Annotated in this window: 9 protein-coding genes and 1 pseudogene; 6 read left to right on the forward strand and 4 right to left on the reverse strand. The window is 57.7% G+C overall.

Annotated features, from left to right (window positions below; genetic code table 11):
* Positions 1-264: 264 nt before the first annotated feature.
* Positions 265-1,263 (reverse strand): ATP-grasp domain-containing protein, encoded by a 999-nt coding sequence (locus AB4097_RS20790; protein WP_442043083.1) that lies wholly within the window; start codon positions 1,261-1,263, stop codon positions 265-267.
* A gap of 596 nt (positions 1,264-1,859) precedes the next feature.
* Here AB4097_RS20790 and AB4097_RS20795 point away from each other — a divergent pair.
* Both AB4097_RS20795 and AB4097_RS20800 read left to right on the forward strand, forming a co-directional pair.
* Positions 1,860-2,015, forward strand: a pseudogene (locus AB4097_RS20795) (DUF4236 domain-containing protein); the annotation flags it as partial.
* A 114-nt stretch (positions 2,016-2,129) separates the two neighbouring features.
* The gene (locus tag AB4097_RS20800) at positions 2,130-3,560 is read left to right on the forward strand and encodes an SH3 domain-containing protein (RefSeq protein ID WP_442043097.1); all 1,431 of its coding nucleotides are present in this window, start codon (positions 2,130-2,132) and stop codon (positions 3,558-3,560) included.
* Positions 3,561-3,715: 155 nt separating this feature from the next.
* Here AB4097_RS20800 and AB4097_RS20805 read toward each other — a convergent pair whose 3' ends face one another.
* Together AB4097_RS20805 and AB4097_RS20810 are read right to left on the reverse strand one after the other, a co-directional pair.
* The gene (locus tag AB4097_RS20805) at positions 3,716-3,889 is read right to left on the reverse strand and encodes a hypothetical protein (RefSeq protein ID WP_442043099.1); all 174 of its coding nucleotides are present in this window, start codon (positions 3,887-3,889) and stop codon (positions 3,716-3,718) included.
* Positions 3,890-5,798: 1,909 nt separating this feature from the next.
* Positions 5,799-8,840, reverse strand: coding sequence for a DEAD/DEAH box helicase (locus tag AB4097_RS20810; protein ID WP_442043085.1), 3,042 nt, complete (start codon positions 8,838-8,840; stop codon positions 5,799-5,801).
* Between the two features lie 1,055 nt (positions 8,841-9,895).
* On the opposite strand from AB4097_RS20810, the gene AB4097_RS20815 reads away from it, so the two are divergent.
* Positions 9,896-10,180, forward strand: coding sequence for a helix-turn-helix domain-containing protein (locus tag AB4097_RS20815; RefSeq protein ID WP_442043087.1), 285 nt, complete (start codon positions 9,896-9,898; stop codon positions 10,178-10,180).
* Positions 10,177-11,547, forward strand: a complete 1,371-nt coding sequence (locus tag AB4097_RS20820) for a type II toxin-antitoxin system HipA family toxin (RefSeq protein WP_442043089.1) — start codon at positions 10,177-10,179, stop codon at positions 11,545-11,547. Before AB4097_RS20815 ends, AB4097_RS20820 begins: the two co-directional genes overlap by 4 nt.
* 237 nt (positions 11,548-11,784) lie before the next feature.
* On the opposite strand, the gene AB4097_RS20825 is transcribed toward AB4097_RS20820, so the two are convergent.
* Entirely contained in the window at positions 11,785-12,387 is a 603-nt protein-coding gene (locus AB4097_RS20825; protein ID WP_442043091.1) for a hypothetical protein, read from the reverse strand.
* Between the two features lie 347 nt (positions 12,388-12,734).
* Here AB4097_RS20825 and AB4097_RS20830 point away from each other — a divergent pair, with 347 nt between their 5' ends.
* Both AB4097_RS20830 and AB4097_RS20835 read left to right on the forward strand, forming a co-directional pair.
* A complete protein-coding gene (locus AB4097_RS20830; protein WP_442043093.1) occupies positions 12,735-13,541 on the forward strand; it encodes a type IV toxin-antitoxin system AbiEi family antitoxin domain-containing protein in 807 nt (268 codons plus the stop codon).
* A complete protein-coding gene (locus AB4097_RS20835) occupies positions 13,538-13,978 on the forward strand; it encodes a nucleotidyl transferase AbiEii/AbiGii toxin family protein (protein WP_442043095.1) in 441 nt (146 codons plus the stop codon). Before AB4097_RS20830 ends, AB4097_RS20835 begins: the two co-directional genes overlap by 4 nt.
* The last annotated feature ends 131 nt before the right edge of the window (positions 13,979-14,109 follow it).

Below are 14,109 nucleotides of genomic sequence, written 5' to 3' on the forward strand. Positions count from 1 at the left end.
ACTGAACGGCCTTGCGCCGTCAGCACATCAACCTGCCGCAACTTCGCGACAATCTCTTCAGCCGTGTGTCTCTTCCTGGGCATTCTCTCGTCCTCCAAATGGCAAAAAGCCATACATCAGGGAGGACCACTTCAAAGGGGGCAGGCCAACTTTGCGGGTAATGTGCCTATTCTGAAGCTTGAGGCTGTCATTGGGGCTTCTCGCCTTCGACAGCAAGGCGCTTTTTCACTCACTCCAGATCACTCAATCAGAAAACTTGTAGTCTTATGGCAAATCCATCTGTCGAGACGCATCTGACTTTTTAGGGAGCCTATTTAGCTCGCGAGCGATTTCCGAAGTTATTTCAAGTCCGGTCTCTTTCTCAATCCAGAGCCAGTTACCCGCGACATTAGCCTCAAAGAAAATAAGCTCGCCATTGGATAGCAAGCCGAAATCCATTGCTGAAAAGCGGAGTCCCATAGCCCGGTTGAGCTTTATGACTGCCTCTCTCGTTATTGGATCCAAGTCAAATCGCTCAACTCTCTCCGACGGCATGGCTCTGAAATCCAATGCTTTATACATTGGATCTGGCGCTGTTATCAGCGCTGGGAAAACCTGCTCACCGACAACCGTTACTCTTACATCGCCGACCTTCTCGATCGCCTGCTGGAGAAGGACGGGGCAATTCCGGATTTCACCTAACTCGTTCAAATGTTCATCGTTTACCGCTGATGTATATACGAACTCGCCCTGCCCCTCTAACCCTACAAACGATACATTGCTCATCAGCTTGATCACGGAGCGATGCCGGGTAAGAAATTGCTGGGCCTGGCTGGGGTCGTTCGTTACGACTGTCTGAGGTACAGACAGGCCAACCTGCTTCGCCAAGCCGACCTGCACTATCTTGGAGTCGAACCGCTGCTGGATGAAAGGATGATCAAGACACCGATCAGCGGGTATGGAAGCGAGCCACCCAAATAGCGCTGCCCGGCCCTCCTCAAGAGCGACGGAGCGCTCCAAATCTTCCGTACTCTGTACCGTAGGCACTTCCCAGTCCCTGCAAAAGACGGTGAAGTCTTCATTGGAAGATATCTGGATTGACCCTGTCTCGATACGCCAAGAGCATTCATGTGGCATGACGGTCAGAAGAAAGTCAGCGTCGCGTGAGATAATATCTTCTGGGCATATGCGCAGTGGCTCCATTCCAAGCTGACGGCACCAATCTATAACGGCATCCGCATGGAGATCCGTGTATTGTGCAAGTACAATGACCTTGCGCCTCACTTGCGTGGGTCACTTTCCCGAACGTTTATCTGTTTTACCCGGAACGGTTTTCGGAGGCTTGTATTTGCCGGAAGGAGTATAACCACCCTTGATCGTGTGAGCGGCAGTATGACAAGGGGTATAGGGCTTGCTCGCTCGGTTAGCCCAGAGAGGCTCTGACGCCCCGTCCAACCACATCATAGCCTTTGTATCATACCGAGCATCAGTATCGATGAAGGCATCGCCTCCCTCACGGGTAATGACTGACTTAAACCGGAGCACGAACGGTTGCTGCATAATCTCTACTCAGCTTCGAAAATTTCAATCTCCAGTTTAAACGCGGCTTCATAGAAGGCGATGCCTGTTGGGAGAAATTCACAGGCTTGTTATGCCTCAAACCATGAGCACCCGGCCGCTCACAATTCCTATACCTTTCCCAGATTAGAGCGGAACCATAGTTTGGATGGTTTCACTATAGGCTGCCTCAATTGACTCAACAGCCACAGTCGGTGGGCGTTCAATGAAGCCAACGTCTATAGCATTGTCCTTACGGCATCTTGCCAGGATGTAACTTTCTGGAGACGATACACGCATAGGTCGCATAAACGAGAAGTGTTTTGCCGTTTAGATTTCGTAAGTCGGTTCGTGAATTCCCTGGTGTCCGCCTGAACTTGAGCAAGTCGGGCATGAGCGTCAGCGTTGGCGGCCCTGGAGCAACATTCAATTTCAGCTCACGCGGGAGCTCCGTAACCGTAGGCCTCCCTGGGACAGGCCTTTCTTATCGGCACCAGCTATCTTCCAAGCCTCGGGCACGTCTCGAAAGCTCATCGGAGGCTTCACTTCCTGAGCCCGGATCCAACCCAATTCCATCAGATATCACTGATGATTTGCCCCTTGCCGGCGAGATCCGAAGCGCTGAAGTCGCCGCGCTGACCAGCCCGGATCTGGCAGGCCTCAAACGGCTCATCAATGAGGCCTCGGCGCAAAAGGCTGCTCTCATCCCCGACTTCGAGGCGGCACTGGCCAGTCGGCGGAAAGCCTGGCGAAAATTGCGTCGGCGTGAACAGTTCCCGCTAAGACTGATCCTGAAGAAGGCGGTCCCGAAGGCGCAAACGGCTTTCGAGGATGCAGAGAAAGAAGCGATCAAGGTTGCCGAGGCTCTGGCTGTCAGTCAGATTCGGGTGACCTTCGATATGGATAATGAGACGCTTGCTGCCCAGTTTGCGCTCGAAGCCGCACACGCATCGCTCTCCCGCTCACATCGTATATGGGATGTCACCTCGTCTGTTGGGATTGATCGAGTGAGAGAGCGCTCGGCGGCCTCGACAGCCGTCACCCGCCGGCCCGTTCAGTTGACTTCAGTGATGGACGGCATTGTAGCAGGCTCCCAAAAAGGTTTGCGTTTCCAGAACGCAAATGGCGGCGATCTCGATATTTTTCCTGGCTTCATGCTCATGCGGGCGAAGGGAGCGACGGACTATGCCCTCATCGATCTGAGAGAAATCCGGCTAGACGTCGAGCCAATTTCCTTCATCGAAAGCGAGAGCGTGCCTGGCGATAGCCAAATCACTGGATACGCTTGGGCCAAGTCAAATCGCGACGGGTCGCCGGACCGCCGCTTCAAAGACAACCACCAGATTCCAATCGTGCGGTATGGAGAACTCCGGTTCTCAACACCGACAGGCATTGCTGAGGCCTATCAGGTCAGCAATTGCGAAGCAGCCGTCGCCTTCGGCGCAGCCTTCCAACGGCTGCAAGCCGAGTTACGTCGTCAGGCGGCGCGCCCTCTCCCGGCCCCACGGGAGCAAACCGAGATGAGTTCGGGAATAGACGACGTATCCGCGACCCTGCCGGCACTTCCTTCGGTCGTCGGAGCGCACGAGGTCACTGCGCTTGCCATCGCAGTTATCTGTGCGCCGTTTCTGCTCATTGGCGGCGAGCCAGATCGACCTAAGGCAGAGGCGAAATTAACCGCTTCAGCGAATCTGCCCGTTGTTTCATCTGTTCAAAAGGGGAACCCGGTCACGCCAGTTCAACTGCCAGCGCAAACATCACCAGTAGCGCCTGTGCCGCCCGGCTCTTCGGCTAGCGGCCCCGTCATGGCACAGCCGTCTCCGGCAGACTTACCGGAAGAGCAATTCACAACGATCCAGGCTGCAAATGTTCGTACGGGTCCAGATCGATCAACGACTTCCGTACGTGTTGTTCCGGTTGGAACACGCGTGAAAATATTCGAGCGACAAGGCCCTTGGGCGCGAGTCGGTGACGCGCAACCCTGGGGTTGGATCCATTCCAGCCTTTTGCGGCAAGCGCCCTGATGTCTAAACCGTTTATAGATTGCTGGCTTACATCGAAACTTGGAGCTGGTATTCAACTCCGGCTTGGTAGCCTAGCCGGCCCGGATCTAGTTGATCAGGCGGGCCGCGTCATCGAGACGGACATACCGTCAGCAGCAAAAACCGTGGTCAGCCGGCTACACATGCGCCGCGCCTAAAGTATCCACCATGGTCGCTCCACGCGCTCCTATCGGCTTGGATGGACCGACAGTGAAGTCTTTCGCCGTCTGGCGCTCCATCTCCGCATTGAGCTCCGCGCCCAACAGATCGACGATGCTTGAGAAACGAACCGGATAAATCGAAGCATCCATGCTCTCGCAATCGAGAAGGCTTCCTAGAGGGAGCCGTCCGAGGAGGCTCGACAAGCGCCCTCTCGAACCGGATGCGCATCCCCAGCTTTGCCATCCCAATAGAGCTCGCTGAGACACCCTTACTTATCTTCGCCATGGGTCGCCGATGAGAGGTTCATGTATCCGGGATCAGCTTCTTCCGAAGGCGTCCAATACGAATCAAAGAATCTTTGCCTCCTGTTCACTAAAGCCGGAAACGCCCCGTCAGGCCTTTCGGGCGGCACTTAAGGCAGGCTGGAGCAACCTTATCCCCAGCTTCGGCGCGGAGCCGAAGGGCATCGATGTCAAGGATTCAAACCACAGACGCTGGGCCGCATGCAGCGGATATCGAATCCTGGCAACGCATCATTCGCCGACGGAACCGGAGCGCGGCACGCCCGGAATTTTGAATCCTTACGACGGTGTTTGCGCCGGCGGATTGGGCTGCTTACCTGGCCAATTTGCGTCGGCAACTTGAATCCTTCGCGAGGGGAAGCCGTCGCTGGAGATCGAATCCTTTGAGCACAGCTCGACGCTCGCGTCTGCAGTCGCGCCGTCCGCGCCAGCCGCACCATCATCCAGGGCTGCACTCTTGCTTTTTCACAACCTGCCCGAACACATGGGCGAGGTTAACGCCTGCACAGTGGAGAAGCGTCATGACAACGAGCGGCTGATGAAACGAGAAACGCCCCGGTTGCGGCAAACAACCAGGGCATCTTCTAACTCAAGCAAACCTGCCTTTAGCACCCAAGCGTCGGGCAGAAAATAACCGTCGGTGAGCGACAGCCTCAATCTGCACCATGTTGCCCTCAAGGGCAAGGGGCGGAAACGGAATCGCTCGCTGGCTATCCAAAGCATTTTTGCAGGAGCCGCTATGAAGCCGAGCTTCCCTCCCGAACGATACCTTGCAACCGCAGAGCCGTTCCAGTTGGGTCCAAACCTCATTCTTTACCGTCGACCCGAGGATATGCCCTTTCGCAAGGATGCCCATGGGGGCCACCCAACCAGCAAGCATACTTTCGCCAGCCGGAAGAACGGGGGCCGTACCATCTCATGCAGTTCAGACGAAGATTACGTCATATGCCAGGTGGCTGAGATTCACCCGACGATTAGGGCATATAAAAAGCAGACATGCCTCTTCTTGGTGAGGGGCCTAAATGGCGGGTCATATCATGTGGTGTCCGAGGTCACAGCTGAGACAAGAAGCGGTGCCCCTGCGTGGCTTGCAGGGCCAAGCAGCGCCTACCGACAGCCTCATACCCCTGAAGAGATATCGATCATCCGCAATGCGTTCAGGCAGGCGGGCGCCATCTATTTCAGCCTGGAAGGAAACGATCACAAAGCCGCCAACATACAGAGGAACACCAGGATCATCTTCGGTTGCCGGGACGATGAGGTTCTTCCATCTCAGAGCGCGAGAATCCTCGATCATGTTCGGACAAAACCTGCGACCATTGGCACATGTGGGCTACAACTTAGCGGCTGCGCCACCCCCAACAGGCCCATCTATGCCCTGATGGCCCAAGGGCATCTGGAAGTTGCGCTGGAGCATAGACTGTCCAAAGCAACGCCCGTGTTCCCGCCGGATCACCAGCCGATGATGAGGGACGACCATGTCTGACGCAACGGAATCTACCTATTTGACCTCGCGATCCTTGTGTCAACGCGTGGGAAATATGCCGCGCGACGAATAGGCTCTTTGAGAAACAGCTGAAGGCAGTCACCTTCCCCAAGGAGGTGGCTGCCACTTCCATAAAAATGGGCTTACATACTACCTTCCGAACATCGACTTACATTGCCGCGAAGTCTGACCGCCAGTCAATCTCGCAATCCTCCACAGGAAGGGACCGCTATTCGACGGCCTCCTAAGTTCTTGCCAAAAACTATTCGCTCATGCTCTCTCACCCGAGACCGACGATGCCCGCATGGACGGCAGGAGCCTTGCCATCACATTGAAGTTCGCAATGCCGGACCAGGCCCCGCGCGAGCCGACCACATAGAGGTTCTGCTTCGCGCGGGTCACCGCCACGTTCAGGATGTTAGGGCCCGTGCCGGCCCACTTTCTCGCCCCGTGCTGGGCCACGGTGGGTGCTCCGAGCAGGAGGATCACGGTCTCCGCCTCACGGCCCTGGAAGGTGTGGATCGTGCCGACCCGGTCCCGCACCCATTCCTCAGGCTTCGCCCTGAAGGCTGAAAGGATGCCCTGCTCCCGTTCCAAGCGCCGACGCATCTCCTGCTCGATGACCTTGAAGGGCGTGATCACGAAGAGATCCGGCCCTTCAACGCCGGCATTGGCAAGCTGCCGCAGCATCCGCACGACGAGCTCACCCTCGTCTGGACACCACTTCGTCTCGGCCTTCCCGTCGATGTCGAACCAGCAGGAGGGACCGAGCAGCTCCCCGACGGGGCTGGGCTCCTTTCGCTTCGGCGCAGGAACCATCTCGCCGGCATAGGCGATCTCGTTCGAGATCGTGAACATCGGGTCCTGGCAGCGGCGATGCACCAGCAGGGGCATTCCCACCACCCGCCTGCCCAAATCCGATCTGAACGAGGCCTTCGTTCGGGAAGCCTTGTCGGCAAGCGTCTGCGTAGACGCCGTCGGTGCCGCCCATTCAGCCACGTCGACCTTGAAGAAGGCGCAGATCTCGGACGTAAGGCGATCCGGAAGAGACACCACAGGCGGGACCTGAAGAGGATCGCCGACGACGATGGTACGCTTCGCGCGCATGATGGCACCGACGGCGGCCTGCGGAACCGCCTGCCCGGCCTCGTCGACCAGGAGCCATCCAAGGCTTCCGGGCTTCAGGTCTCCGAACATCCGATCGACCGATGCGAACGTTGTCGAGACGACCGGGATGACCATGAACAGGGTCGACCAGAGATCGCCGAGCAGCGCCTTCTTTTCCTCATCAGGGAAAGCCCCTGCCGTCATGGCACCCATCAAGGCACTGATGTTGTGCATCACCTTCCGGGCAGAGGCATCGATGAACGCCTTTTGGACCTCAAGAGCTGCGATGAAAAGCTCCTCCCGCTTCCGATGGAGGGCAGCGGGAAGCCATGGCGCAGTCAGGTGCATCTCTCGGTGAGATCGGCTGAAGAAATCCTCGTCGATGATGCCGCTGCCGATCTCGGTGCGGACCTCATCGATCATGTGCTTGATCCGTGAGATGAGGCCTGTGAGATCCGAGAGCTGCTGCGCCGAGGCCGCGCATTCGGCGGCTAGGGTATCATGGGTCGTGCAGGCGTCAGCTCTTGCTGCATGGGCTACTGCCACTCGCTCCTGCGCCTGTCTCGTCTGTTCAGCGAGATCCCTGGCGATCTTCGCCCATTCTTTCCAGCTAGCTGTCCCGAAGAGACGCGCAAAGAAACCGGGGCGAAGCAGATTGTGATTGGCCCGATCGCTCTCTCGCTGCCAACCCTCCTCCGACAGCTTGGCGTGCTCGGAAATACGCTTATCGAGCAGATGCTTTGCATGCGCTAGCTGGTTCTCGACAGTTGTATGCTGTTCCCGAAGCGAGGCCAGCTTGTTTCGTTCCTCGGGCAATCTCAGGCAAGCAGCCCTAAGGCCCTCGAGGCGCTCCAAGTCGCTCTCGATCGCCTGCTTCAGTGTCTGGAACCGAGATCGCGCCTTTTGCCAACGGGCAGCGGCATCCGCTCCGGATGCAGGCTTTTCCCTGACGACCACCACGGGCGTTTTCTCGATGATCTTACCCTTCTCATCCGAGACTTTATGGGCGACGGAGTCCCCTTTGGCCGCTTTGAGGTAAATCCTTAAGCCCCGCTCCTCGTCCCACCAGAACTTCTGCTGGAAAGCCGCCCGGTTCTTCGAGTTGCCGAGCACCGCCGAGATCAGCCCCCAGGTCTCGATCGCCTCAGCTTCCTTTCCCTCTTCGTCATCGGGATCGCGGGAGTTCGCGAGGTGGTCGCTGATCGACGTGAAGTACTTGATCTCTTCCGCGCGTCCGAACTCCTTCTTCAGGGGGAGTTCACGGCTGACGTTCTCGACGGCCTTGTTGTTGCTGGAGGCGACCAGGATCTCATGCCCCTTCAGGCTGGGATCGAGCCTGTACAGGTGGAGAAAGGCGTTCGACCCGACCATCACCTTCTGGCCGGAGCTCGTGAAGGCGGATTCGGGATCATCGAACGCCGCCATGGCGCTCGCGCGATCGACGACGCAGCTGGCGACGAGGTCACGTAACAGGGTGGTCTTGCCAGTCCCCGGCGGCCCGTTCACCCCCATGATCCCGTCCGCCCGTCCAAGCTCTGCCCGCGCCTGATTGACGGCCGCCTGTTGAAGAAGAACGAGCGGATGTCCGCACTGGGCTGGCCATCGAGATGTCGGCACTAAGCCAGGCGCGACGACGGGCTCGATCCGGCGGAGATCGGCGAGCAGATCCTGTGTCTCGCGCGGGGTCTCCAGGCCGAGATAGCGCCGCAGGCCCGATCCGGCGCTGCCACTGGAGACAAGCTCCGACGCTCGCCCGAGATCGGCCAGGAAGAACGAATTCAGGAGCGATGCTTCGGGCGGCGTCTTGGATTTGAAAGGGTGATAGACGCGCAAGGCAAAGGATGGAGGCTCGACAAAGTGCGGCGGAAGCTCGAACTGAGCGACAAGCCAGTCATAGGCCTGCTGGATGGTCGCCCCATCGAGGGGCAGCGGCTTTCCGTCAGGATCCTTGCGGCGCAGGATCTCCCCGAGGCGGTCCTGAAGGGTTCGTTCGACCCGAAGCCATGCACCAAGCCCTCCGAGCTCCAGCTTCAGAGCATGCGGAAGCGCCCATGCGAAAGAGGAAACGGCAATCGCATTTTCTTCGAGAACACAGCCGTTCCTGTCCACCATCACGGCTGCGATGGCAGCCTGTTCCTTTTCCCGCCGGCTGCGTTCTTCATCCTCCCCAAAGGCCGCGATCAGTGCACCAGTCGCGCGGTCCATGGCGATCGCGCCCAGGATCACTTGGTAGTAGAGCTTTCTCTCTGGCCTGGATCGCTCTCCCCTGATCCATGGCAATTCCTCCGCCAGATCCACAACGCATCGGCGATCCCCTGCGGCCAGATCCTCCGGCTTCCGGTATGTCTGGGGGGATAGCGCTTCCAGAGCAGTCCAGGCGGCCAGGATCGCACGCGGCTCATTGGGCTCCTTGGGCGACGCGAAGGTCGGCAGCGGACCTAGATTTTCCGTTGGGGAACTAGATCGTTGCGCACGCGCATCGGCTTTCTCCGCCGGCTTGTGGGATCGAGGTTGAAGCGGACGTTTTGGTTCTGCGCGCTCCGGGAAATGCAGGATGTGGGCGCTTGAAGATTCTTTTGATGTCACCACGGGGGGCATGGGTCGAGGCGATGTGCCAGTCGCTCGCACTCTTGCATTCTTGAGGGATGCCAAGGCATTCGTGACCTCGTCAGCCAACTCCTTGGCCGCAGGAGCATTACGAAAGGTCAACTCCTTGGCCAGTTCCGCCAGAACGGAAACGTCGTTGCGAGCCCGGCCGAGAAGAGCCCTGAGTTCGGACACTTTCATGTGAAGGTATGGACGCTGCCCCGACATGGTTTCCCGATCTCGTCAGATTAAGGTTGCTGGACCAGCGCCTCTTTCCATTTAAGGTTGCCCAAGGCAACAGCTTTCTGGTCAGATCGGAATTCCAAGGCGCAGTGCTCCTGGCAAGGCCAATGTGAGCGTGATCGGGAAGAGGTCGCGGCCCATTGGTATTTATGGTGCACTACCCTGGAGAGCCCCCAAAGGATTCCTCAGCCTCTTCTGTAAGTGGCTGTTTTTTCCCATAAGCTGGAATGCTGAGGTTTGCTGCCCTTTTTAGAAGAGGCTCTCCCATAGTCTGCCAAATCTTCATGCCGAGAAGGCATAGCCGGGCTTTGAGGACGCGTTGATCTGGAATCCCACAATCCGCTCCGCACCATTGAGATATAGGAAAATTGCTATTATAATAGCAGTTGTCATTATTATGGGGCATAAGTGCCAAAATGCTAGCATTTAGTATGATCGGCCCTACTGACGTGATCAAGGGCCTTTCAGAAAGGGCGAGACGTCGGCGACTTGATCTTGGCCTCACCCAAAAGGAGCTCGCCGCCAGGGCGGGGGTCTCCTATGGATCTTTAAGACTGTTCGAGGAGACAGGAAAGATCTCACTCGAAGCCCTTGTGAAGGTCGCGTTCGTCCTGGAAGGGGAAGCTGAGTTCGAGCACTTGTTTCCACCTCGGCCGCCTCAGACAATCGACGATATCGTTGAACGTCCGGTCAGGCAGAGGGGCCGAAGAAAATGAAGTTCAAGCCGATCCGGAAGATGAGTGTCGTCCTCGATCTCGAGGGGAAACAGACCAATTTAGGAACGCTTGCATGGAGCAGCAGCGAGCGCAGAGCTTATTTTGAGTACTCGGCAGATTTCCTCGCTACGCCTTTGCTGGTCTCCCCCTTCAACTTGAAGGCAAGCTCAGGCTTGATCCCGGCGCCGCGCGATCCGTTCGACGGACTCCATGGCTTGTTCAACGATAGTCTCCCCGATGGATGGGGGCGTCTCCTGCTCGATCGACGCCTTCGAAAGCTTGGTATCGACTATCACCAACTTACTCCGCTGGATCGCCTCTCTGCGGTCGGAACGACCGGAATGGGTGCGCTAGCGTATATTCCGGAACTCACCGATGGCGACAGGAAGGTCGGCGAAGACATCGATCTGGATTGGTTCGTCGATCAGGTCGACCTGATCCAAGCTGAGTTGGACATCGCCGATATCGACACTCTTCAAGGCGCACAGGGCGGATCCGCGGGCGCGCGCCCTAAAATCATGATCGGCTTCAACAAGGTCCAAAATACGTTCGTTCTGGATTACGGGCAGAAGATGGATCCCGGTTTCGAACGATGGATGGTCAAGGCTCGCAGCGCTGCCGACCCGGCCGAAATCGGTGTCGAGGAAGCGGCGTATGCTTTGATGGCGCGCGCCGCCGGACTGGAGATGGCTGAGACGCGAGTCCTCGGCACAAAGAAGGGCAACCGCCTCTTCGCCACGCGACGGTTCGACCGAGCGCCCGGCGGACGCCTCCATATGCATACCGCCAGCGGCATCTTGAACGCCAGCCATCGCGAGGCGTCGTTGAACTACGGGCAGCTTCATAAGCTGACGTTTCTGATGACCCGCGACAGTTCCGAAGTCCTGCGGATGTTTCGGCACATGGTCTTCAACGTGTATGCGAGAAATCGGGACGATCACGCCAAGAACCACGCCTTTCTCATGAAAGGGGATGGGCAATGGACACTCTCTCCTGCCTACGACCTTACGTTTTCTTCAGGGCCGGGAGGAGAACACAGCGCGGACATCGCGGGCGAAGGGAAAGATCCGAGCATGCAGCACTTGCTGACCGTCTCCAAGGAAGCCTCGATCCCGCAGCAGGATGCGAAGGCTGTCATTGAGCAGGTTCGGACGGCGATTGACCGCTGGCCGGAGTTTGCTGAGGAGGCGGGGCTATCGAGATCCCGCACAACAGATCTTGACCGGGTTCTGAACGCCCGAAAGCCTGCTCGGGCAATGCGTCGGCATGATGATCGAGATGAACTCGTGGTTTCCGACCCTACACGCTCCTGGGGACCAAAACACGGCGGCGATGACGACGGCGACAGTTTCAAACCTAAAGGCTGACAACTGAGCAATCATGAAAAACAAGTACCAGAGGTGTCCATCGGCTTGATGCCTGTCAGACGTCTCTGAGAGGCTTTTCGTTTGCATCAGTTGCAGAAGTTTCCCAAGCCCGCCTCAGGGACGCGGCGGACTTTGGCTTCATTTGAGGAGACCTGTGGAGCGATTATCGTCATCCTGTGCGAGCATCCTCAGCCGCCAAGAATCTGGAATGACAATCGTCCTTCGTGCAGGTGATCGCTAGACTGCGGCTGCCCGTTCCTCGCGGTACCATCGAGGAGCCGTCCGTTTCTCCCGCATACCGGGAATCGAATAGGACGAAAACTCATTGGCGGCCTCGGTCACATCCATGGTCTCCGGGATCAGCTTCGAGGCGCGGACAGCATCGGCCATGGCCTGGAGGATACTGCTGTATCCATAGAGTTCCGGCTTCTTGGGTGCATAGGTCGCCTGATTGGCGGCTTCCGACAGAGTGACGGTCTGGACGATCCAGAGAAACTGATCCGCTTTGCTGATGAGCGTGTAGTCGCGCCTCTCCATACCATACCTGGCGAACCATCCGGGATTCACGCGCTGGTCCTTGCCGGCCGCATTCCAGAAGTCGCAGAACTCCTTGGCCGCAGCTGCGGCAGACTTCTCGTCGGGGATGAGACTCGCCGCGCGGACAGCCTCATCGATCCGGATGAACGTGCCGCTGCCGGAATAGTTGACGACCCTCCGGGAATCCCTCTCCGGATCGGCCCTTTGGGAATCTGCCGCAAGTCCCAACAGTCCCGACTGAACGATCCAGAGAAATTCCGTTGCCTTTCTCCGGCGTTCCTCGACGCCCTTGTCCACCGCCATGCGTATCTCCACCTTTGGCAGGCTCTTATATAGGAACGCTTTCTGGTTTCGAAACAAGGTTCCGATCATTCCGGTCACGTTTCACCAAGGTGGGGCAACCTTTTCCATGGGGAAAACCCGGACGCCTAGGTATGAAGAGAGATCCTGCCCCTGAAATGCAAAATAGCTTCCATACTTAGCCTTTGAATTAATTAAGACAGGATTTTGGTCGCCTGAGAACTAAAATCGCATACATTTTAATCTCGATCTTGACGATTGTGAGATTAATTCGTATCGTTTTTTGGATGCCACATGACGAAGATGACGTTCAGTTTAATCTCCGGACCTTAGGCGGCGAAGAGGCTCGATTGCTCCTCGCCCTAGCCTCGCGGCGGATCTCGACCCTGACCATACGCCATGCAGCAAGGCTGCTTGGTGACGAGGGAAAGGCCCGTAGCGCGGTCCGCCGCCTTTTGCGCAAAGGATGGCTCCAGCGGGCGTCCGGTGGGCATTATGTTGTCCTTCCGCCGGAATGGGGAGCGGAGAAGATCGAGGATTACGATGTCTATGTCCTGGCCTCCGCCTCCGTTGACGAGGGCTATATCGGCTGGTGGGCCGCTGCAAGTCGTCATGGCTTCACGACCCAGGTCCCTAACATGATCCATGTGGCAACCACTCGCCAGACTCCGCCCCGCGAGATCCAAGGCAATCCCGTACGCTACGTGAAGCTGTCTCCGCGAAAGTTCTTCGGATGGCAGGAGATGGAGTCCTTCGGGCGAAAGTTCCGCATCTCCACCCCCGAGAAGACCTTGGTCGATTGCGCTGACAGGCCGGATCTCTGCGGAGGGGTTACCGAACTTGTGAGGATCATCGCCCGCGGCACCGAAAGCATCCGGAGCGAAATCCTCGTGGAGGCAGCGATCCAGCTGGGATCGGTGTCGACCTGCCAACGTCTCGCCTATCTCCTCGATCTGTCAGCGCCCTCGTTTCTCGCCGGAAGTGTCAGGAAGAAGCTGCGCAGTTTCATCCCAAGCAGTGCGCGCTCCGTGCTGGGCCGTGATGAGCGTGGCCCGAAAGACATCGGCTACGTGCCGGAATGGGGCCTTCTCGTGAATGCCGAGGAGACCGACCTTCTGGCGGAGGTCGGATCCTACTCCAGGGGAATGGGACGATGAGCTTCTTCTCGACGGCTTCGCCTGCCATTCTCAGCAAGACCGCCAAACTCTTCGGAACGCGCCGCCTCGATTATGTCGAGATCGACGTTCTGCTCACCCATCTGCTTCAGCGGATGCACGAAACAGGCCTGATGGAGAAGCTGATCTTCAAGGGGGGTACCATGCTCCGCAAGATGATCTTCGGGCCCACCGGGCGCCTCTCCACCGATCTGGATTTCGTCGTCAGGTCGGTCGATGCCATCGAGCCGGACGACCTTGCCCTGGAGATCGCCTCAGCCTTCCAAGCCCCCTATCGCGGCATCAGCTTCAGCTTCAATTTGGACAAGGACCTTGGCACCAGCGAGGGATCCTGTCGCGCCAATCCACGCTGCATCACCGGACATACGCCCAGCGGGCACGTCATCAAGATCGAGGTGAGCTTGGCCTGCCCCCTTTGAAGTGGTCCTCCCTGATGTATGGCTTTTTGCCATTTGGAGGACGAGAGAATGCCCAGGAAGAGACACACGGCTGAAGAGATTGTCGCGAAGTTGCGGCAGGTTGATGTGCTGACGGCGCAAGGCCGCTCAGT

It is taken from the genome of Microvirga sp. 2MCAF35 (genome assembly GCF_052115545.1).
Classification (GTDB): Bacteria; Pseudomonadota; Alphaproteobacteria; order Rhizobiales; family Beijerinckiaceae; genus Microvirga.

Bases quoted from the DNA above. Each gene is read 5' to 3' on its own strand.
- AB4097_RS20805 (WP_442043099.1), bottom strand. From the start codon at position 3,889: ATGGATGCTTCGATTTATCCGGTTCGTTTCTCAAGCATCGTCGATCTG.
- AB4097_RS20810 (WP_442043085.1), bottom strand. From the start codon at position 8,840: ATGGACCGCGCGACTGGTGCACTGATCGCGGCCTTTGGGGAGGATGAA.
- AB4097_RS20815 (WP_442043087.1), top strand. From the start codon at position 9,896: ATGATCGGCCCTACTGACGTGATCAAGGGCCTTTCAGAAAGGGCGAGA.
- AB4097_RS20820 (WP_442043089.1), top strand. From the start codon at position 10,177: ATGAAGTTCAAGCCGATCCGGAAGATGAGTGTCGTCCTCGATCTCGAG.
- AB4097_RS20825 (WP_442043091.1), bottom strand. From the start codon at position 12,387: ATGGCGGTGGACAAGGGCGTCGAGGAACGCCGGAGAAAGGCAACGGAA.
- AB4097_RS20835 (WP_442043095.1), top strand. From the start codon at position 13,538: ATGAGCTTCTTCTCGACGGCTTCGCCTGCCATTCTCAGCAAGACCGCC.